Source organism: Streptomyces sp. NBC_00466, from assembly GCF_041433995.1.
Taxonomy (GTDB): domain Bacteria; phylum Actinomycetota; class Actinomycetes; order Streptomycetales; family Streptomycetaceae; genus Streptomyces.
Map to the genome: position 1 here is coordinate 2268643 of NZ_CP107896.1, position 18746 is coordinate 2287388.

Sequence of the window (18746 nt, forward strand, 5' to 3'; positions counted from 1 at the left end):
CCCCGGGACGGGGTCCCGGGGGCCGCCTTCCGTACGGTCCCGTCAGTTCAGCTTCGCCGCCAGCGACTTGAACTGTGTCCATGTCAGCGTCGGCTTGTCCGGGTCCCAGAGCTTCTGGGCCGTCGCCGCCAGCGGCAACCGGATGCCCGCGGCGACCTGCGCCGGGGTCTGGGCGTTCGGGAAGTCGCCCCAGACGGCGAACCCGCCGCCGTCGATGAGGTGGGCGTACTTGGCGGGGACCGCCTTGGTACCGCGCACCACCCGCGGGGTCCACTGCTCGTAGATACGCTGGCCGGTCGGATAGGTGAAGTTGTTGGGCTGGCCGAGCACGTAGTACATGTACTCGTCGTTGAGGTTCACTACCTGCCGCCCCGCGGCCAGGTACTCATCGGGCGGCCGGACCCCGAACTCCTTGCCCGTCCAGTACTCGACCTGGAGGGCCGGGTCGGCCTTCGCCACTCCGCCGCGGAAGAACCCGTCGTTCCACGCCTGCGGTGTCCTGCCCGCCTTGCTGATGACCGCGGCCCGGTCGTTCAGCCAGGCCACCGCCAGGTCCTGGACCGTGCCCTTCGCGCCGTACTTCTTCCGGGCCAGCGCGGCCAGCTGCGGGAAGGACGCTTCCGGGTTCTTCACCGTCAGCGCCTGGTACTCGTCACCGCCGACGTTCCAGTACGGGCCGGGGAAGAGCTTCATGTACTCGCGCAGCAGCGAGTCGACGATCTGCGCCGCCTTCGGGTTCGACACGTCGACCGCGCCCTTGATGGGGGTGCCGTCGACCGTCTTCAGCTGGAGGTCCGGGTGCGCCCTGATCACCGCGCCCAGGTGTCCGGGCGAGTCGATCTCCGGGACGACGGTGATGTGCAGGCTGGAGGCGAGCGAGACGATCCGCTGGACCTGTGCCGTGGTGAGGTGGTCGGGAGAGACCACCTCGGGGTGCGACGTGGACGCGATACGGAAGCCCTGGTCGTCCGAGAAGTGCAGCCCCAGCTGGTTCAGCTTGAGGTCGGCCATCTCGTGCAGCCGGTCCTCGATCCAGGCGGCGTCGAACGGCTTGCGTGCGATGTCCACGTTGAACCGGCGCTGCGCGCTGGCCGGCTTGTCGTGCACGACGCCCTCGGGCACCTTCCCGTCGCCCTGCACGGACTGCTTCAGGGTCCGGGTCCCGTAGAAGACCCCGGCCTCGTCGGGACCGGTGATCGTGACCCGGCTGTCGCGGGCGCTGAGGGTGTACGACTCGCGCGGGGCCTTCTTGTCCGGCTTCAGCGCGAGCTCGATGTCGCCCGCGCGGGCCGTGCCGCCGTACGCGTAGCCGATCTTCAGTTCGTGCGCGAGGAGCCGGCCCTCGTCGGTGAGGCCCTTGCACCCCTTGTCCACCAGGACCCGGGAGCTCTTCTCCGGGTGCCAGCCGGGGCCGCGCGCCGGGCCGTGTTCGCGTACCGACGGGATGGCACGGGGCGCCGCCGACAGGGGGTAGTGCGTCGCCGACGGGTCGGACGAGGGGGCGGTCATCGCCGAGCCGCGGCCCGCGGGGCCGGTGCCGCCGTACGTGTCGTCGTCCGGCCAGACCGTGACGGCCAGCGCGACGGCGGCGACCGTGGCGGTCAGGCCCACGGCAAGAACCGGTGCGTTGAGTCTTTTCATCAGTCCGAAACCTCCCGTGCACGGCTGGGCGAGGGTGAGGATGAGGGTGAAATGCCGACCAGTTCGTCCATCACGCGCCTTGAAACTCTCCCTTCCGGGTGAAAATCGCGCATCCGTCGGACACTTAACTCTCCGCATCGATAGCGTTGCGGCTCATTCACCGCCGTCATCCGACCATCCTGTCGTGTTCGAGGAGCCCACGCTGTCCAGCGAGTCCCACGCCGGCCCTCCGATGCGACCGCCGTCACTTCACCACAGAACGGACGGCCCGGCATGCGCAGCCATACCGGCGCAGCACCGTGGCCCCTCCGGCCTCCACTGGTTCAACTCTGCACCCGCCGGCACCGCCGAGAGCGCACTGCTCGGCTGCTGCGGCAGCCCCCGGTGGGCCCGGCGGCTGGCCGCACACCGCCCCTACCCCGACCTGACGGCGCTGCTCGCCGCCTGTGACGAAGCCAGTTACGACCTGTCCCCGGCCGAGCTCGGCCAGGCCCTGGCGGGCGAACCGGCGTCCTGGCTGGTCCACGGCCGGACACCGCGGGCCGCCCACACCGCGCTGAGCGCCGCGCACGCCGCGTACGAGAGCCGCTTCGGCCACCCCTTCGTGATCTGCCTCGACGCCTTCCGCCCGTCCGAGCACCTCGACCAGGTGCTCGCGAGCATCCGTTCCCGGCTCTCGCACGAGCCGGACGAGGAGCGAGCGGTCGCCGCCGACGAGCTGCGACGGCTCGCCCGGGGGCGAATCACCCGTCTTGTGGCGGATACGGGCCACGCCGGTAGCCCGTCCGTGGCTGTTTGATTGCCTGTTTGATCACACCGGAACCCCCCGCGCGAAGGAACCGACAAGTCGTCGCTACGATGGCCAGGGCCGGTGGACCGTACCCGGCCGGGCCAGACCGACACAGCTCCTCTCAGCGAGAGAAGCTGGCGGCATGACCCCCGTCCCCCGCTCCCGGAGGGTTTTTCCGTGCCGGCTGGAACGCTGTACCGCGGCCGGGAAGGTATGTGGTCCTGGGTGGCTCATCGAGTCACCGGCGTCCTCATTTTCTTCTTCCTGTTCGTACACGTCCTGGACACTGCTCTCGTCCGTATTTCTCCCGAGGACTACGACAAGGTCATCGCTACCTACAAGACGCCGATCGTGGGCGTTCTTGAGTACGGTCTTGTCGCAGCGATCCTCTTCCACGCTCTGAACGGCCTGCGCATCATCGCCGTGGACTTCTGGTCCAAGGGCCCGCGCCACCAGAAGCAGATGCTGTGGTCTGTCGTGGGCATCTGGGTCCTGCTGATGATCGGGGCGATCTACCCCGTACTCGGCCACGCCGCACGCGAACTGTTCGGGAGCTGAGGACTGAATGTCTGCTGAGACCTCCGCCGCTGTCGGCCCCGTCGAGGGTGTCTCTCTCTTCGACGCCGACCACCCCGCGCCGCTCATCGAGGCCCCGCGCCAGCGCACCAAGAAGACGCCGAAGACCACACGCGGCAACTTCGAGATGTACGCCTGGCTGTTCATGCGCCTCTCCGGGATCGTCCTGGTCGTCCTGGTCCTCGGTCACCTGCTGATCCAGCTGGTGCTCGACGGCGGTGTGACCAAGATCGGCTTCGCCTTCGTGGCGGGCCGCTGGGCCTCTCCGTTCTGGCAGGGCTGGGACCTCACCATGCTCTGGCTGGCGATGCTTCACGGCGCCAACGGCCTCCGTACCGTCATCAATGACTACGCGGAGCGCGTCGGCACGCGCCTGTGGCTCAAGGGCCTGCTGTACACCGCCACGGTGTTCACCATCCTGCTGGGCACGCTGGTGATCTTCACCTTCGACCCGAACATCTCCTAGAAGCCCGGGACCGAGGCGCTTTCATCATGAAGATCCATAAGTACGACACCGTCATCGTCGGCGCCGGCGGAGCCGGCATGCGCGCGGCCATCGAGTCGACGAAGCGCAGCCGCACCGCCGTGCTGACGAAGCTCTACCCGACCCGCTCCCACACCGGTGCCGCCCAGGGCGGCATGGCCGCGGCCCTCGCCAATGTCGAGGAGGACAACTGGGAGTGGCACACCTTCGACACGATCAAGGGCGGCGACTACCTGGTCGACCAGGACGCCGCCGAGATCCTGGCGAAGGAGGCCATCGACGCGGTCCTCGACCTGGAGAAGATGGGCCTGCCGTTCAACCGGACGCCCGCCGGGGAGATCGACCAGCGCCGCTTCGGCGGTCACTCGCGCAACCACGGTGAGGCCCCGGTCCGCCGCGCGTGCTACGCCGCGGACCGCACCGGCCACATGATCCTCCAGACCCTCTACCAGAACTGCGTCAAGGAGGGTGTGGAGTTCTTCAACGAGTTCTACGTCCTGGACCAGCTGCTGGTCGAGGTGGACGGCGTCAAGACCTCCGCGGGCGTCGTGGCCTACGAGCTGGCGACCGGCGAGATCCACGTCTTCCAGTCGAAGTCCGTGATCTACGCGTCCGGCGGCACTGGCAAGTTCTTCAAGGTCACCTCGAACGCGCACACCCTGACCGGTGACGGCCAGGCCGCCTGCTACCGCCGCGGTCTGCCCCTGGAGGACATGGAGTTCTTCCAGTTCCACCCGACGGGCATCTGGCGCATGGGCATCCTGCTGACGGAGGGCGCCCGTGGTGAGGGCGGCATCCTCCGCAACAAGGACGGCGAGCGCTTCATGGAGAAGTACGCGCCGGTCATGAAGGACCTCGCGTCCCGTGACGTCGTCTCCCGCTCCATCTACACGGAGATCCGGGAGGGCCGCGGCTGCGGACCCGCCGGTGACCACGTGTACCTCGACCTGACGCACCTCCCGCCGGAGCAGCTGGACGCCAAGCTCCCGGACATCACGGAGTTCGCGCGTACGTACCTGGGCATCGAGCCGTACACGGACCCGATCCCGATCCAGCCCACCGCGCACTACGCCATGGGCGGCATCCCGACCAACGTCCAGGGTGAGGTCCTCGCGGACAACACCACGGTCGTGCCCGGCCTGTACGCGGCCGGCGAGGTCGCCTGCGTCTCGGTGCACGGCGCCAACCGCCTGGGCACCAACTCGCTGCTCGACATCAACGTCTTCGGGCGCAGGTCGGGCATCGCAGCCGCCGAGTACGCGGCGAAGCACGGCTTCGCCGAGCTTCCCGAGAACCCGGCAGCACAGGTCGAGGCCCAGGTGGAGCGGCTGCGCGACGCCACCGGCACCGAGCGGGTCTCCGTGCTGCGCACGGAGCTCCAGGAGTGCATGGACGCCAACGTGATGGTGTTCCGCACCGAGCAGACGATCAAGACGGCCGTCGAGAAGATCGCCGAGCTGCGCGAGCGCTATCTGAACGTGTCGGTCCAGGACAAGGGCCGCCGGTTCAACACCGACCTCCTCGAAGCGATCGAGCTGGGCAACCTGCTGGACCTCGCCGAGGTCATGGCGACGTCCGCCCTGGCGCGCAAGGAGTCCCGCGGCGGTCACTACCGCGAGGACTTCCCGAACCGCGACGACGTCAACTTCATGCGCCACACCATGGCGTACCGCGAGGTGGGCGACGACGGCTCCGAGTCGATCCGGCTCGACTACAAGCCGGTCGTCCAGACCCGCTACCAGCCGATGGAGCGTAAGTACTGATGGCTACCCCGACCATGGACAAGGCCGAAGCGGCCGGCAAGCCGGAGGCCGGCTTCGCCGACACCCCGTTCATCACGGCCACCTTCCGGATCCGCCGGTTCAACCCGGAGATCTCGGACGAGGCGCAGTGGGAGGACTTCGCGGTCGAGATCGACCCGAAGGAGCGTGTGCTCGACGCCCTCCACAAGATCAAGTGGGAGCTCGACGGCACGCTGACCTTCCGCCGCTCGTGCGCGCACGGGGTCTGCGGTTCGGACGCGATGCGGATCAACGGCAAGAACAGGCTCGCCTGCAAGACGCTGATCAAGGACATCAACCCCGAGAAGCCGATCCTGATCGAGGCCATAAAGGGCCTCACGGTCCTCAAGGACCTCGTGGTCGACATGGACCCGTTCTTCCAGGCGTACCGCGACGTGATGCCCTTCCTCATCACCAGCGGCAACGAGCCGACGCGCGAGCGTCTGCAGTCCGCCGAGGACCGCGAGCGGTTCGACGACACCACGAAGTGCATCCTCTGCGCCGCGTGCACGTCGTCCTGCCCGGTGTTCTGGAACGACGGCCAGTACTTCGGCCCGGCCGCGATCGTCAACGCGCACCGCTTCATCTTCGACTCGCGTGACGAGGGCGGCGAGCAGCGCCTGGAGATCCTCAACGACAAGGACGGCGTGTGGCGTTGCCGCACGACGTTCAACTGCACGGACGCCTGCCCGCGCGGTATCGAGGTCACGAAGGCGATCCAGGAAGTGAAGCGCGCACTCATCACCCGCCGCTTCTGACCTTTCCGGCCACCTTCCAGGCCACTTCACGAGGGCCCCGTTCTCCCGGTTTCCGGGCGGCGGGGCCCTCGGGCTTTCTCCGGGCGCTCTCGACCCCCTGGCGTTGAACATGTTCAAAAGAAGGTCTACAGTCCATGACATCAGCTTTTGAACGCGTTCAAAGGAGGGTGGGGCATGGACCTCACAGTTGTCGCGTACGTCATCTACCTGGTCATCAGCGTCGCGTTGACCGTCTGGGTGGCCCGGACGCTCAGCCATCACGGGCGGGTCTTCCTCGCCGATGTGCTCAAGGGGAACGAGAAGCTCGCCGAGGCCGTCAACCACCTGCTGGTGGTGGGGTTCTACCTGATCAATCTGGGCTTCGTGGCCCTGTACCTCCAGGACGGCAGCACCGTCGCCGACGCCAGGGGGATCTTCGAGGCGCTGTCGACGAAGCTCGGCGTCGTCCTGCTCGTCCTCGGCGCGATGCACCTCGGCAACGTCTACGCACTCAACAAGTTCCGCCGGCGGGGCATCATGGAGCGCGAGCAGACTCCGCCGGTACCGCCGCAGGGCTGGGTCGCGCCGACTGCCGGGGCCTGAACCGCGATGAGCGACACCGCCGCCCCTGCCGTCACCGCCGTCAAGAGGCTGACCGTGTTGTACGACGCCCAGTGCCCGCTCTGCGTCCATCTGCGGCACTGGCTGCGCGGACAGCGTCAGCTCGTACCGCTCGACCTGGTGCCGGCCGCGTCCGCCGCGGCCGTGGAGCGATTCCCCGGGCTCGACCACAGGAGCACCCTGGAGGAGATCACCGTGATCGGCGACCGGGGCCAGATCTACCGGGGACCCGCCGCCTGGATCGTCTGCCTGTGGGCGCTCGCCGCCCACCGGCCCAAGGCCCACTGGCTGGCCACCCCGGCTGGCGCGCCCTTCGTCAGGGTCGCGATGCTCACGGCGGCCAAGTACCGCGACGTCACAGCGCCGCCCTGCGACGAGCGGTGCGCGGTCCCCGGTTAGGCTCGGGCACCGTGACTGATGCGAAGCCTCCCAAGAGCGAGCAGACCCGGACGCTCATCCTCGAAACCGCGCTCCGGCTCTTCCAGGAGCGCGGTTACGACAAGACGACGATGCGGGTCATCGCCCGGGAGGCGGGCGTCTCCGTCGGGAACGCGTACTACTACTTCGCCGGCAAGGAACACCTGATCCAGGGGTTCTACGACCGCATCGGCGCGGAGCACCGGGCGGCGGTGCGCGATGTGCTCGACCACGAGACCGATCTGGAGAAGCGGCTCTCGGGGGTCCTGACGGCCTGGCTCGATGTCGCGGCGCCCTACCACGAGTTCGCCGCTCAGTTCTTCAAGAACGCGGCCGATCCCGAGAGCCCGCTCAGCCCCTTCTCGGCGGAGTCGGAGGCCGCCCGTGAGACGGCCATCTCGATCCACCGCGAGGTGCTGGCGGGCGCCAAGGCGAAGATCCCCGGCGAACTGGCCGACGTACTACCGGAGTTGATGTGGCTGTCCCAGATGGGACTGGTCCTGTACTGGGTCTTCGACCGGTCACCCGAGCGGGAGCGCAGCAGGCGGCTCGCCGGGCGCGGAGCGCGGCTCACCACCAGAGGCATCGCGCTGGCCCGCTTCAAGGCGCTGCGCCCGCTGGTCCACGAAGTGCACGAGCTGTTCACGGACTTCCTGCCGGGCATGGCCGAAACGGCGACGGCCCGCAAACGGTCCTGACCTGCGGGCCGGCGGACCGCCGGAACCAACGGAACCTGCGGGCCGACCGCTACAGCCAGCCGAGTTCCCAGATCCGCCAGACGCCTGTCCCGTCGGACAGGTACTGCCCGCCCGACACGTCGTCGCTGGTCAGCACGTAGTCCTTGCGCTGCCAGAGCGGGACCAGCGGCACGTCCTGTGCGACATCGTCCTGCAGCGCCTTGAAGTCGTCGGCGGTCCTGCCCCGGTCGGTGTACTGCTGGGTGCGGCCGATCAGCCGGTCGACGTCCTTGCTGCTGTAGCCGTTGAAGAGGCTGTTGCCGGTACCGACCAGCGGCTGCGCGTAGTTGTCGGCGTCCGGGTAGTCCGCGATCCAGCCGACGGCGTACGCGTCGAACTTGCCGAGCCGGTAGTCGTCCTGGAACTTCGTCCAGTCCGTCATCCCCTTGAGCGTCACCTTGAACAGGCCGCCCTTCTCCAGCTGCGTCTTCAGCGTCCGGGCCTCGTCGTCGGTGACGTTCGTGCTGGAGTACGCGTACGTGAAGGTCACCGGGGTCTGCACACCGGTCTGCTGGAGCAGCTGCCTGGCCGCGGCCACATCGACCTTCGGGTAGGCGTCGAAGAACGCGGTGGTGTGGCCGGTGAACCCCTGCGGGATCAGCGAGTAGAGCGGTTCGACCGTGCCGCTGTAGACCTTCTCGGACAGCTGCGCGCGGTCGACCAGGTCGGCCGCTGCCCGCCGCACCCTGGCATCCGCGAGCGCCGAGCCCTTGCGGACGTTGAAGACCAGGTTGCGGACCTCGCTGCCGGTCGCCTCGGTGACATGCGCGTCCGGGTCACTGGGCGAGAGCTTCGCCAGCGTCGCGGGGGTCATCACCCGGTGCGCGACGTCGATGTCCTTGTGCTGCCAGGCGGCGTCGAGCTGGGCGGGCTGCTTGAAGTAGCGGATCTCGATCGGTACGCCGGTCTTCTTGATGACGCCCTTGTACTTCGGGTTCGGCTCCAGGAGCGCGCTGACGCCGCTCTTGTAGGACTTCAGCACGTACGGCCCGGAGCCCACGACCGTACTGCCCTTGCGCCCCTTGTCCGCCGGGTACGCGGTGTGGTCGACGATGGCGCCGCCGCCCGTCGCGATCTTCGAGGCGAAGGTGGCGTCGCGGGACTTGAGGTGGAAGACGACCTTGTTGCCCGACGCGTCGACGTTCTTGAGCGTGGGGTACAGCGGCGCGGGGCCGTTCCCCTTCATGCGCAGGACACGGTTGAACGAGAACGCCGCGTCTTCCGCCGTGACCTTGTGGCCGTTCGAGAACGTCAGGTCGTCACGCATGGTGCAGCTGAAGGTACGCAGGGCGCCGTCGGTGAACTCACAGCTGCTCGCCGCGTCCGGGACCGGGGTGGAGGAACCGACGTTGAACGTCATCAGCGACTGGTAGAGCGGGCTGTAGAGGGCCCAGGAACCGGCGTCGTACGCCTGGGCCGGGTCCAGCGACGAGACGACGTCGGTGGTTCCGATGACGATCGGCTTCTTCTTGCCGCCGTCGCCGGACAGCAGCTGCCAGGCGCCGGTACCGGCACACACCAGAACGACGCATATGACCAGAATCCGTATGCGGATCGAACGCATTGTGCTGTTCTCCTCAACCCACCCCGTGGACGCGCGGACCGGCGCACGTCAGGCCCGTCAGACCCGGGTCGGCGCCAACCCAATCACACGAAATTCACAACTGGAAGAGAAAATCTTCACGTGGGCCAAGTTGTTAGGCAACCTTCATAAGGGGCCTCACCAGGAACCCCACCAGGGGCCGTCACACGCCTCCGACCTGCAGGTCCACGCTCCGGAGAGGGGCGCGGAGAGGGCTGCGGGAGGGTTTCGGAAGGGCTTCGGAAGGGGCTCCGTGCCGTAGGGCGTACCCCCTCGGCAGGCCGCGCGGGCCGGGGTCACATACTGGCAGGAACGCCCCCCACCGGCTTCGAAGGACGACCCCATGAAACTCAACCGCACCGCCTCCTGGTTCCTCGCAGCGTTCGGCGTGTGGTCGTGGGTGGTCTGGGCGACCTTCGCGAAGAACCTCTTCAAGGATGCGAGCGGGCTCGCGTTCGACGGTGGCAAGCCCACGGCCTACCTGTGGATCCACCTGACGCTGGCCATCGTCTCGTTCATCCTGGGCACGGTCATCGGCGCGATCGGCCTCCGGGGCATCCGCGCCCACCGCCGCGCCGCCTAGGCCACCCCCGCACTGTCGGTCCACCGTGGGCTGCCTGTACTTTCACCACCGTGCCTGCCGTTGATAAGACCGCGAAAAAGACCGTACTGACAGTCATAGCCGCCGCGTTGCTGCCCGCCCTCTGCGCCGTACCCGCGTCGGCCGCGACCGCGACGGGCCAGAAGCCGTCCCCCACCGAGACATCGAAGAGTTCCAAGCCCGCCGGCCCTTCGAAGTCCGCACGGTCACAGATCGGCGGTGCGCGGCTCGGGCGGACCGGCACCCAGGTGCAACTCGGCCCCGGTGCACCAGTGTTGCCGAAGGACCTCTCCGGAGAGTCCTGGATCGTCGCCGACGCCGAGTCCGGCGCTGTACTCGCCTCGCACGACGCGCACCGGAGGCTGGCCCCGGCCTCCACGCTCAAGATGCTGCTCGCGGACACGCTCCTGCCGAGGTTCCCGGCGACCGAGACCCACAAGGTGCTGCCGTCCGACCTCGCGGGCATGGGCGAGGGCAGCAGCCTGGTCGGCATCAAGGAGAACCTCACCTACACCGTCCACGACCTGTGGCTCGGGGTCTTCCTGCGCTCCGGGAACGACGCGGTGCACGTGCTGGCCGCGATGAACAGGGGCGTGCCGAAGACCGTCCGCGACATGCAGGCGCACGCCGACAACCTCCAGGCGCTCGACACGCACGTGGTGTCGCCGGACGGGTACGACGCCCCGGGCCAGGTCTCCAGCGCGTACGACCTGACGCTGTTCGCCCGCAGCGGCCTGCAGAAGAAGGACTTCCGCACCTACTGCTCGACGGCGACCGCGCAGTTCCCCGGCATGAAGAAGAAGGGCAAGAAGCGCGAGACCTTCGGGATCCAGAACACCAACCGCCTGCTGACCGGCGCCGACGGCGTCACCCAGTACAAGGGCATCGCGGGTGTGAAGAACGGCAACACCACACACGCCGGCGCCACCTACACCGCGGTCGCCGAGCGCAACGGCCATGTGCTCCTCGTCACCGTCATGAAGCCCAGCTCGACCGAGAGCCACGCGGTCTACAAGGAGGCGGCGCGGCTGCTCGACTGGGGCTTCGCGTCGGAGGGCAAGGTCACGCCGGTCGGCGAACTGGTCGCCCCCGCCACTTCCGCGGCGGCCGGGTCCGGCGGAACGGCGAAGGGCGGCGGAGCCAAGCAGGACGGCAAGGGCGGCGCCACGGGGAACGGCAAGGCGTCCTCGCGGCCGGCCGCAGCACAGAAGGGCGGCTCCACCGGGATCGGCACCGCTCTGGCGATCAGCGCAGGGGCGTTGCTCCTGTTGGCGGCCGGGGTGTTCCTGGTCCACCGGCGCTGGCCGCTGCCGGGTCTGGTACGACGTTCTCCACGTCGCTGATCTCTTCCTCGTCCGGGTGCCCCGTCGCGGTCCAGGCGGCGCAGTAGAGGAGCATCTTCACGGTGAAGCTGATCCACAGCAGCAGGGCGACAGGCACGCCGAAGGCGCCGTACATGCTCCTCGACGCGACGCCCCGCATATAGCCGCTGAGCAGCAGCTTGAGCAGTTCGAAGCCGAGGGCGCCGATCAGCCCCGCGGTGATCAGCCTGCGGCGGGGAGGCTCGACGCCGGGCAGCAGGGTCAGTACGTACAGGAGCACCAGGAAGTCGGCGAGGACGGCCAGCGCGAACGCCACGCCCTGGAGGAGCGCGCTGCCCCAGCCGGTGTGCGCGATGCCGAGGTGCCCGGCCGCCCAGTTGGCCGCGCTCGAACCGATGGTCGACGCGCCGGACGAGACGAGCACGGCACCGCCCGTCCCGAACAGAATCACGCCGTCCTTGAGCTTGCGCACGATGGCGTTGCCCTGGTCCGCGTTGTCGAGTTCCCACACCGCGCGCAGGCAGTCCCGCATCGAGCCGACCCAGCCGATACCGGTGAAGAGCAGCAGCGCTCCGGCGACGACGCCGACCGTGCCCGCGTTCTGCACCAGCGTGTTGAGGTCCAGCTGATCCGAGATGCCGGGCACCTGGCGGGTGAGCGAGTCCTGCAAGGCGTGCAGTCGGGACGGGCTGAGCAGGGCGGCGCCGATCGCGGCGGCGACGGTGATCAGCGGGAAGAGTGCCAGAAAACTGACAAAGGTGATCGCGGCCGCGAGCCTGCTCCAGTGCACCCGGACGAGGGTCTCGTACGCGCGCCAGGCATGCGTACGCATCAGCCGGGCCACCCAGGGGCCGATAACGGGGAGCTTCGTCAGCCAGTCCATGGCGTACGCCTACCCTCGGAGCGGAATACCAGCCTCCGTGTCCCCCAGAAGCGCAGGCAGGTGGCGAGCGCCATGCCGACGACCGCTCCGGAGACGGTGTCCGCGCGCGGGGACGTCAGCCCGAAGCCGTAGTGCGACACGGCCAGGCAGAGCAACTGGACGGCCGCGCCCGCGACGTTCACCCCGAAGAAGACGGTGTACCCGCGCCAGCCGACCCGCCGCCCCCGGTACGTGCCGAAGGCGTTGCCGAGGTACGCGACCGTGCAGCCGGCCAGGAAGGAGACCGACTTGGCGGTGATCGGGCCCCAGCCTGCGACACCCCGCAGCCAGACGAAGAGGCCGAGGTCGACGGCGTACGCGCAGCTCCCGGCGAGCGCGAAGCCCGCGATCTCACGGCGGCTGATGGTCACGGCCCGGCCCTCCCGTATCGCCTCTCACCCATCGCCTCTCACTCATCACCCGTCACTTGTCGCTCTTCGCCCTCCCCCGCCCCCGCCCTCACAGCTGGGCGACCGCGAGGCCGTACATGGCGATCCAGACGACGCCGATCACAGCGAGCGCGCGGTCGCCCAGGATGACGTCCTCGGGCGCGCCCGCGGTGCCGCGGTCGGCGAAGACCGCGTACCGGAGGATGGACAGGATGAACGGGACCATCGACAGCTGCCGCCAGGGCAGCAGACCCGCGCCGGGCGGGCCGCTGCTCTCCATGGCCCAGAGGCAGTAGGCGAGCACGGCGACACCGGCCGCCAACTGCCAGACGAAGCGCAGATATCCGGTGGTGTACTGGGAGAGCAGCGCACGGGTCCGTCCGTCGCCCTCCATCTGGACGGCCTCGGAGTAGCGCTTGGCGCCGACCATGAAGAGCGCGCCGAACCCGGCGGTGATCAGGAACCAGCGCGAGAGCGGGATACCGAGCGCCACCCCGCCGATCATCGCGCGCATCAGGAATCCCGTGGTGACCACGGTCAGGTCGACGACCAGGACATGCTTCAGGCTGACGCAGTAGGCGAGTTGCATGGCGATGTACGCGGAGAGCAGCGCGGCTGTCATGTCGTTGCAGAACACGACAGCGGCGGCGGTGGTCGTCACGGCGAGCGCCGCTCCCGCGGCGTACGCGACGGGTACGGGCACCTGCCCCGCCGCCACCGGGCGCCGGCACTTGACCGGGTGGGCCCGGTCGGCCTCGGCGTCCCGGGCGTCGTTGACCAGGTACACGGAGGATGCCGCAGCCGTGAACAGCACGAATATGAGCCCCAGTTGGGCGACCGCGCCCCGGGAGAGCGGTTCACCGGCGGCGGCGGGCGCCGCGGCGACAAGGACGTTCTTGACCCACTGACGGGGGCGGGCGGTCCTGAGCAGTCCCAGCGGCAGCGCGAGCGCCCCGTGCCCGTCGCCGGGAACAGCAGTGGGCGGCGGAGGTCTCGGCGGCACCTGGGCGGCGGCGCCGCGCTCGGGCAGGGGAGGGAGCTGGGTGACCCGGGAGACGTCAGAGAGATCGGACATGAGCGCCTCGCATCCATTTCGCACCGAGTCCGGCGGTGACCCCGCCGAGCAGGGCGCCTGCGGCGACATCGGTCGGGTAGTGGACGCCTACGACCAGCCGGGACACACACATCGCGGCGGCGAGCGGCGTGACGAGACCGCGGCCCGCCGGGCGCAGCGCGCCGAAGGCGACGGCGGCGGCCGCCGCTGAAGAGGCGTGCGAGCTGGGGAAGGAGTACCGGCCCGCGGTGCGTACGAGCGGCAGCCGGGCGGCGAGCCGGGGGCGGGGGCGGCGCACCACCCGTTTGATGCCCATGCTCGCGAGATGGGCCGTGCCGACCAGCGCGGTGGCCCGCAGCCAGGCGGCGCGCCGCTCGCGGTCGGCGACCGCGCCGGTGATCCCGGCGGCGAGCCAGAGCGCACCGTGTTCACCGCTGAAGGAGAGGACGCGCGCGGCGCCGCCCACCCGTCGATCCGTACCGAAGTCGCGCATCGCCGACAGAAGGCGGCGATCGGTCGCTATGGACCGCAACGTTTCTGTGGACGGCACTGTGCCTGTGGACTGCACCGTTTCTCTGCACGGCACTGTGTCTATGGACGGCACCGTGTCTATGGACGGCACCGTGTCCATGGACGTCACTGTCTCGACGGACCGCGCTGTCTCGACGGACCGCACTGTCTGTATGGACCGCACTGTTCGTATGGACCGCACTGCTTTGATGGACCGCACTCCCTCACTCCTCTCCGCTGCTCTGTGTGCACGGCCCTCACCACGGCGGGAAGGCTCTTATATGACATTGCCCGATAATCACGGCCATACTGGTTGACACTCCCTCAATCACCCATTTCCCCGCGTATTCGGGCGATACGGTCTACTCCATGTCTGCCGAAACCACCGCGTCAGTGCGCGGCACCACGCCCGCGAGCACGGCGGGCCCCGTGATTCCGGTGCGTTCCACGAGTCCGGTGCGCTCCCTGCGTGCCATGAGTTCCGTGGGCTCGGTGACGGGCTGGGGCCGCACCGCACCGACGACGTCGCTGCTGGTCCGCCCGCGTACGTACGAGGAGGCGGCGGCAGCGGTGCTCGGATGCGGGGCGCGCGGCTCGATCCCCCGCGGCCTCGGCCGGGCGTACGGCGATGCCGCGCAGAACGCGGGCGGCGCGGTGCTCGACATGACCGGCCTCGACCGGATCCGCTCCATCGACTCGGACGCCGGGGTCGTGGTCTGCGACGCGGGGGTGAGCCTGCACCGGCTGATGGAGGTGCTGCTGCCGCTGGGCTGGTTCGTGCCGGTGACCCCGGGGACCAGGTACGTCACGGTGGGCGGCGCGATCGGCGCCGACATCCACGGCAAGAACCACCATGTGTCGGGCTCCTTCTCCCGCCATGTGCGTTCGCTGGAGCTGCTGACGGCGGACGGCACGGTGCACACGACCGTCCCGGGCACCGCGCTCTTCGACGCGACGGCCGGCGGGATGGGGCTGACCGGCGCCATCCTCAGCGCGACGGTCCAGCTCCTGCCGGTGCGGACGTCCTTGATGTCGGTGGACACCGAGCGGGCCAAGGACCTCGACGACCTGATGGCCCGTCTCACGGCCACCGACCACCGCTACCGCTACTCGGTGGCCTGGATCGACCTGCTGGCACGGGGCGCGGCCACCGGGCGCTCGGTCCTGACCCGCGGCGACCACGCGCCGCTGGACGCGCTCCCCGCACGCCTGCGGCGCGCACCGCTGGCCTTCCGCCCCGCCACACTCCCCGCGCCCCCCTCCTTCATCCCGGAGGGGCTGCTGGGCCGCACCTCCGTCTCGCTCTTCAACGAACTCTGGTACCGCAGGGCGCCACAGCTGCGGACCGGGCAGATCCAGCGGCTCGCCACCTTCTTCCACCCGCTCGACGGGGTCCCGCACTGGAACCGGATCTACGGGCGCGGCGGCTTCGTCCAGTACCAGTTCGCCGTCGGGTACGGGCAGGAGGAGACCCTGCGCCGGATCGTCCGGCGCATCTCCCGGCGCGGCTGCCCCTCGTTCCTGGCGGTGCTGAAGCGCTTCGGCGAAGCGGACCCCGGCTGGCTCTCGTTCCCGGTGCCGGGGTGGACGCTCGCCCTGGACATCCCGGCGAACCTCGGCGGGCTCGGGGCGTTCCTCGACACTCTGGACGAGGAGGTGGCGGAGGCGGGCGGCCGTGTCTACCTGGCGAAGGACTCCCGGCTGCGCCCGGATCTGCTGGCCGCGATGTACCCCCGGCTTGCCGACTTCCGGGCACTGCGCGCCGAACTGGACCCGGGCGCGGTCTTCACGTCGGACCTCTCCCGCCGCCTCGGCCTCTGACGGGACGCACCCGGCCGCGAGGCGCCCGGCCCCCGCTTCCCAACCCCCGCCCCGTCCCCATCCCGGTCTCCACTCCCATCTCCACCCCCCTTCTCCACCCCCCATCTCCGACCGCATCTCCGACCCCGAGGAAGCAGCCATGAAAGACGCTTTCGGTGCCCCCCAGTCCCTGCTGATCCTCGGAGGTACGTCCGAGATCGCCCTCGCGACGGCCCGCCGGCTGGTGACCCGCCGCACCAGGACGGTCTGGCTGGCCGGACGCCCCTCCCCCGCGCTCGACGCGGCCGCCGCCCACGTCCGCACACTGGGCGCGGAAGTCCGTACGGCCGCCTTCGACGCCCTGGACCCGGACTCCCACGAGGAGACGCTGGGCAAGGTGTTCGCAGAGGGCGACATCGACATGGTGCTGCTGGCCTTCGGCCTGCTGGGCGATCAGGCCCGCGACGAGAGCGCCCCGCTGTCGGCGGTCCGGGTCGCGCAGACCAACTACACCGGGGCGGTCTCCGCCGGCCTGATCTGTGCCAAGGCGCTCCAGGGGCAGGGCCACGGTTCGCTGGTGGTGCTCTCGTCGGTGGCGGGCGAGCGCGCCCGCAGGGCCAACTTCATCTACGGGTCGAGCAAGGCGGGCCTCGACGCCTTCGCCCAGGGACTCGGCGACGCGCTGCACGGGACCGGCGTCCATGTGATGGTGGTGCGCCCCGGCTTCGTACGCTCGAAGATGACGGCGGGGCTGGAGGAAGCTCCCCTGGCCACCACGCCGGAGGCGGTGGCACTGGCCATCGAGACGGGCCTGCGCCGCCGGTCGGAGACCGTCTGGGTGCCGGGCACCCTGCGGGTGGTGATGTCGGCTCTGCGGCATGTCCCGCGGCCGCTGTTCAGGCGGCTCCCGGTCTGATCCGGACGAGGGCCGCCGGGTGGCTCCAGGGCGGGAACGGCCAGGCAGGCCCTAGGGCAGGGACGGCCAGGCAGACCCTGAGGCAGGGACGGCCAGGGCAGGGACAAGCTAGGGCAGGGACGGCGCCGTGGGTGCTTCGCGGGAGACGCTCGGTCCGGGGACGACGCCGCCCCCGCCGCCGAACGCGTACTCGCGCAGCTTCCGCCACACGCCGTCCGACCCCTGCTCGTACAGCGCGAAGGAGCCGCAGGTCCACGTCGCCTCGAAGGTGGCGAGCGCCTCGTACGCCCGGTCCATCTCCTCGTCGGAGATGGCGTGCGCGATCGTCACATGCGGGTGGTACGGGAACTGGAGCTCGCGCACCAGCGGCCCCGAAGGGTCCCTGATCTGCTGCTGGAGCCAGGAACAGGCCGAACCGCCCGTCACCACCTGGACGAAGACCACAGGCGAGAGGGGCCGGAACGTTCCGGTCCCGAACAGCCGCATCGGGAAGGCCCGGTTCGCTGCCGCGACCGAGGCGAGATGGGCCTCGATCGCGGGCAGCGACGCGGAGTCGGCCTCCGTGGGCGGGACGAGGGTGACGTGGGTCGGGATGCCGTGCGCGGCAGAGTCCCCGAAGCCCGCGCGCTGCTCCTGGAGCAGGCTGCCGTACGGCTCCGGGACCGCGATCGAAACGCCGAGCGTTACGGTCCCCACGTCGTTCTCCTCCGCTGTCGGATGCTTCCGGATGCCTGCCCGACCATTATGCGAGCAGTGTGGCGGCCCCCCGTCCGCCTGGCCAGAGTCCAAGGTCACAGACTCCGGATCAGTGCTTGGCCGGCAGGAACCCCATCCGCTCGTACGCCTGGGCCAGGGTCTCGGCGGCGACCGTGCGGGCCTTCTCCGCGCCCTTGGCGAGGAGGGAGTCCAGCGTCTCCGGGTCGTCCAGATACTCCTGGGTGCGGGTCCTGAACGGTGTCACGAAGTCGGCGACGATCTCGGCGAGGTCGGTCTTGAGGGCGCCGTACATCTTGCCCTCGTACTGCTGTTCCAGGTCGGCGATGCTGGTGCCGGTGAGCGTCGAGTTGATGGTCAGCAGGTTCGACACACCGGGCTTCGCCACCGGGTCGTAGCGGATCACCGTGTCGGTGTCGGTCACCGCGCTCTTGACCTTCTTCACCGAGACCTTCGGCTCGTCGAGCAGGCTGATCAGGCCCTTGGGCGAGGCCGCCGACTTGCTCATCTTGGCCGAGGGGTCCTGGAGGTCGTAGATCTTCGCCGTCTCCTTGAGGATGTACGGCTCCGGAACCGTGAACGTCGCACCGAACCGGCTGTTGAACCGGTCGGCGAGGTCGCGGGTCAGCTCGACGTGCTGGCGCTGGTCCTCACCGACGGGGACCTGGTTGGCCTGGTAGAGCAGGATGTCGGCGACCTGGAGGATCGGGTACGTGAAGAGGCCGACGGTCGCACGGTCGGCGCCCTGCCTGGCCGACTTGTCCTTGAACTGGGTCATCCGGCTGGCCTCGCCGAACCCGGCCAGGCAGTTCATGACCCAGGCGAGCTGGGCGTGCTCGGGCACATGGCTCTGCACGAAGAGCGTGCAGCGCTCGGGGTCGAGGCCGGAGGCGAGGAGCTGGGCGACCGCGAGCCGGGTGTTGGCCCGCAACTCGGCGGGGTCCTGCGGGACGGTGATCGCGTGCAGGTCGACGACCATGTAGTACGCGTCGTGCGACTCCTGCAGGGCTACCCACTGGCGCACGGCGCCGAGGTAGTTGCCGAGGTGGAACGAGCCTGACGTGGGCTGGATCCCGGAGAGCACCCGGGGACGGTCTGAGGCCATGTACAGCATTCTCTCAGGTGCGGAACCGATCTCAGTCGCGCGGTGTA

Annotated in this window: 20 protein-coding genes; 12 read left to right on the plus strand and 8 right to left on the minus strand. The window is 69.4% G+C overall.

Annotated features, from left to right (window positions below; translation table 11 throughout):
• Positions 1-42 precede the first annotated feature (42 nt).
• Complete coding sequence (locus tag OG210_RS09890) at positions 43-1641, minus strand: glycoside hydrolase family 20 protein (protein WP_328330394.1); 1599 nt, start codon at positions 1639-1641, stop codon at positions 43-45.
• A gap of 232 nt (positions 1642-1873) precedes the next feature.
• Here OG210_RS09890 and OG210_RS09895 point away from each other — a divergent pair, with 232 nt between their 5' ends.
• The 8 genes from OG210_RS09895 to OG210_RS09930 all read left to right on the plus strand — a co-directional run bounded on the left by OG210_RS09895 (position 1874) and on the right by OG210_RS09930 (position 7745).
• Positions 1874-2440: a 2-oxo-4-hydroxy-4-carboxy-5-ureidoimidazoline decarboxylase gene (locus tag OG210_RS09895; RefSeq protein ID WP_371540236.1), complete on the plus strand. Its 567-nt coding sequence runs from the start codon at positions 1874-1876 to the stop codon at positions 2438-2440.
• 168 nt (positions 2441-2608) lie between these two features.
• Positions 2609-2989, plus strand: coding sequence for a succinate dehydrogenase, cytochrome b556 subunit (gene sdhC / locus OG210_RS09900; protein ID WP_164258559.1), 381 nt, complete (start codon positions 2609-2611; stop codon positions 2987-2989).
• A gap of 7 nt (positions 2990-2996) precedes the next feature.
• Positions 2997-3473, plus strand: coding sequence for a succinate dehydrogenase hydrophobic membrane anchor subunit (locus OG210_RS09905; protein WP_328330390.1), 477 nt, complete (start codon positions 2997-2999; stop codon positions 3471-3473).
• 26 nt (positions 3474-3499) lie between these two features.
• The gene (gene sdhA / locus OG210_RS09910) at positions 3500-5254 is read left to right on the plus strand and encodes a succinate dehydrogenase flavoprotein subunit (RefSeq protein WP_327295746.1); all 1755 of its coding nucleotides are present in this window, start codon (positions 3500-3502) and stop codon (positions 5252-5254) included.
• The gene (locus tag OG210_RS09915; RefSeq protein WP_328330388.1) at positions 5254-6030 is read left to right on the plus strand and encodes a succinate dehydrogenase iron-sulfur subunit; all 777 of its coding nucleotides are present in this window, start codon (positions 5254-5256) and stop codon (positions 6028-6030) included. The genes sdhA and OG210_RS09915 overlap by 1 nt, the downstream gene beginning before the upstream one ends.
• Before the next feature lie 174 nt (positions 6031-6204).
• Positions 6205-6612 (plus strand): hypothetical protein, encoded by a 408-nt coding sequence (locus OG210_RS09920; RefSeq protein ID WP_328330386.1) that lies wholly within the window; start codon positions 6205-6207, stop codon positions 6610-6612.
• 6 nt (positions 6613-6618) lie between these two features.
• Positions 6619-7029 (plus strand): DCC1-like thiol-disulfide oxidoreductase family protein, encoded by a 411-nt coding sequence (locus OG210_RS09925; RefSeq protein ID WP_328330384.1) that lies wholly within the window; start codon positions 6619-6621, stop codon positions 7027-7029.
• A gap of 11 nt (positions 7030-7040) precedes the next feature.
• Positions 7041-7745, plus strand: coding sequence for a TetR family transcriptional regulator (locus OG210_RS09930; RefSeq protein ID WP_328330382.1), 705 nt, complete (start codon positions 7041-7043; stop codon positions 7743-7745).
• A 49-nt stretch (positions 7746-7794) separates the two neighbouring features.
• Here the strand turns inward: OG210_RS09930 and OG210_RS09935 are convergent, their stop codons facing one another.
• Complete coding sequence (locus OG210_RS09935; RefSeq protein ID WP_328330380.1) at positions 7795-9348, minus strand: ABC transporter substrate-binding protein; 1554 nt, start codon at positions 9346-9348, stop codon at positions 7795-7797.
• A gap of 361 nt (positions 9349-9709) precedes the next feature.
• On the opposite strand from OG210_RS09935, the gene OG210_RS09940 reads away from it, so the two are divergent.
• Both OG210_RS09940 and OG210_RS09945 read left to right on the plus strand, forming a co-directional pair.
• On the plus strand, positions 9710-9949 hold the full coding sequence (locus OG210_RS09940) for an SCO4848 family membrane protein (protein WP_328330378.1): 240 nt from the start codon (positions 9710-9712) through the stop codon (positions 9947-9949).
• 50 nt (positions 9950-9999) lie between these two features.
• Positions 10000-11310, plus strand: a complete 1311-nt coding sequence (locus tag OG210_RS09945) for a D-alanyl-D-alanine carboxypeptidase (RefSeq protein ID WP_328330376.1) — start codon at positions 10000-10002, stop codon at positions 11308-11310.
• On the opposite strand, the gene OG210_RS09950 is transcribed toward OG210_RS09945, so the two are convergent.
• The 4 genes from OG210_RS09950 to OG210_RS09965 form a co-directional block, all read right to left on the minus strand.
• Positions 11213-12172, minus strand: a complete 960-nt coding sequence (locus tag OG210_RS09950; protein WP_328330374.1) for a YihY/virulence factor BrkB family protein — start codon at positions 12170-12172, stop codon at positions 11213-11215. The genes OG210_RS09945 and OG210_RS09950 overlap by 98 nt on opposite strands.
• The gene (locus OG210_RS09955) at positions 12160-12582 is read right to left on the minus strand and encodes a GtrA family protein (RefSeq protein WP_328330372.1); all 423 of its coding nucleotides are present in this window, start codon (positions 12580-12582) and stop codon (positions 12160-12162) included. Before OG210_RS09955 ends, OG210_RS09950 begins: the two co-directional genes overlap by 13 nt.
• An 88-nt stretch (positions 12583-12670) precedes the next feature.
• Positions 12671-13675 carry a decaprenyl-phosphate phosphoribosyltransferase gene (locus OG210_RS09960; RefSeq protein ID WP_328330370.1) on the minus strand — a complete coding sequence of 335 codons (1005 nt, stop codon included), beginning with the start codon at positions 13673-13675 and terminating at the stop codon, positions 12671-12673.
• Positions 13659-14147 (minus strand): phosphatase PAP2 family protein, encoded by a 489-nt coding sequence (locus OG210_RS09965; protein ID WP_328330368.1) that lies wholly within the window; start codon positions 14145-14147, stop codon positions 13659-13661. Before OG210_RS09965 ends, OG210_RS09960 begins: the two co-directional genes overlap by 17 nt.
• 491 nt (positions 14148-14638) lie before the next feature.
• Between OG210_RS09965 and OG210_RS09970 the strand changes: the two genes are divergently transcribed.
• Together OG210_RS09970 and OG210_RS09975 are read left to right on the plus strand one after the other, a co-directional pair.
• Positions 14639-15985: an FAD-binding oxidoreductase gene (locus tag OG210_RS09970; protein WP_328335581.1), complete on the plus strand. Its 1347-nt coding sequence runs from the start codon at positions 14639-14641 to the stop codon at positions 15983-15985.
• A 139-nt stretch (positions 15986-16124) separates the two neighbouring features.
• Entirely contained in the window at positions 16125-16880 is a 756-nt protein-coding gene (locus OG210_RS09975) for a decaprenylphospho-beta-D-erythro-pentofuranosid-2-ulose 2-reductase (RefSeq protein ID WP_328330366.1), read from the plus strand.
• 108 nt (positions 16881-16988) lie between these two features.
• Here OG210_RS09975 and OG210_RS09980 read toward each other — a convergent pair whose 3' ends face one another.
• Together OG210_RS09980 and trpS are read right to left on the minus strand one after the other, a co-directional pair.
• Complete coding sequence (locus OG210_RS09980; protein ID WP_328330364.1) at positions 16989-17576, minus strand: 2'-5' RNA ligase family protein; 588 nt, start codon at positions 17574-17576, stop codon at positions 16989-16991.
• Between the two features lie 109 nt (positions 17577-17685).
• Positions 17686-18699: a tryptophan--tRNA ligase gene (gene trpS / locus OG210_RS09985; protein WP_328330362.1), complete on the minus strand. Its 1014-nt coding sequence runs from the start codon at positions 18697-18699 to the stop codon at positions 17686-17688.
• Positions 18700-18746: the final 47 nt, after the last annotated feature.

What these genes read in the sequence shown, in the direction of transcription:
- trpS (WP_328330362.1), bottom strand. Translation starts at nt 18,699, where the DNA reads ATGGCCTCAGACCGTCCCCGGGTGCTCTCCGGGATCCAGCCCACGTCA.
- OG210_RS09960 (WP_328330370.1), bottom strand. Translation starts at nt 13,675, where the DNA reads ATGTCCGATCTCTCTGACGTCTCCCGGGTCACCCAGCTCCCTCCCCTG.
- OG210_RS09970 (WP_328335581.1), top strand. Translation starts at nt 14,639, where the DNA reads ATGAGTTCCGTGGGCTCGGTGACGGGCTGGGGCCGCACCGCACCGACG.
- OG210_RS09925 (WP_328330384.1), top strand. Translation starts at nt 6,619, where the DNA reads ATGAGCGACACCGCCGCCCCTGCCGTCACCGCCGTCAAGAGGCTGACC.
- OG210_RS09905 (WP_328330390.1), top strand. Translation starts at nt 2,997, where the DNA reads ATGTCTGCTGAGACCTCCGCCGCTGTCGGCCCCGTCGAGGGTGTCTCT.
- OG210_RS09895 (WP_371540236.1), top strand. Translation starts at nt 1,874, where the DNA reads ATGCGACCGCCGTCACTTCACCACAGAACGGACGGCCCGGCATGCGCA.
- OG210_RS09915 (WP_328330388.1), top strand. Translation starts at nt 5,254, where the DNA reads ATGGCTACCCCGACCATGGACAAGGCCGAAGCGGCCGGCAAGCCGGAG.
- OG210_RS09920 (WP_328330386.1), top strand. Translation starts at nt 6,205, where the DNA reads ATGGACCTCACAGTTGTCGCGTACGTCATCTACCTGGTCATCAGCGTC.
- OG210_RS09965 (WP_328330368.1), bottom strand. Translation starts at nt 14,147, where the DNA reads ATGCGCGACTTCGGTACGGATCGACGGGTGGGCGGCGCCGCGCGCGTC.
- OG210_RS09935 (WP_328330380.1), bottom strand. Translation starts at nt 9,348, where the DNA reads ATGCGTTCGATCCGCATACGGATTCTGGTCATATGCGTCGTTCTGGTG.
- OG210_RS09975 (WP_328330366.1), top strand. Translation starts at nt 16,125, where the DNA reads ATGAAAGACGCTTTCGGTGCCCCCCAGTCCCTGCTGATCCTCGGAGGT.
- OG210_RS09950 (WP_328330374.1), bottom strand. Translation starts at nt 12,172, where the DNA reads ATGGACTGGCTGACGAAGCTCCCCGTTATCGGCCCCTGGGTGGCCCGG.
- sdhA (WP_327295746.1), top strand. Translation starts at nt 3,500, where the DNA reads ATGAAGATCCATAAGTACGACACCGTCATCGTCGGCGCCGGCGGAGCC.
- OG210_RS09940 (WP_328330378.1), top strand. Translation starts at nt 9,710, where the DNA reads ATGAAACTCAACCGCACCGCCTCCTGGTTCCTCGCAGCGTTCGGCGTG.
- OG210_RS09890 (WP_328330394.1), bottom strand. Translation starts at nt 1,641, where the DNA reads ATGAAAAGACTCAACGCACCGGTTCTTGCCGTGGGCCTGACCGCCACG.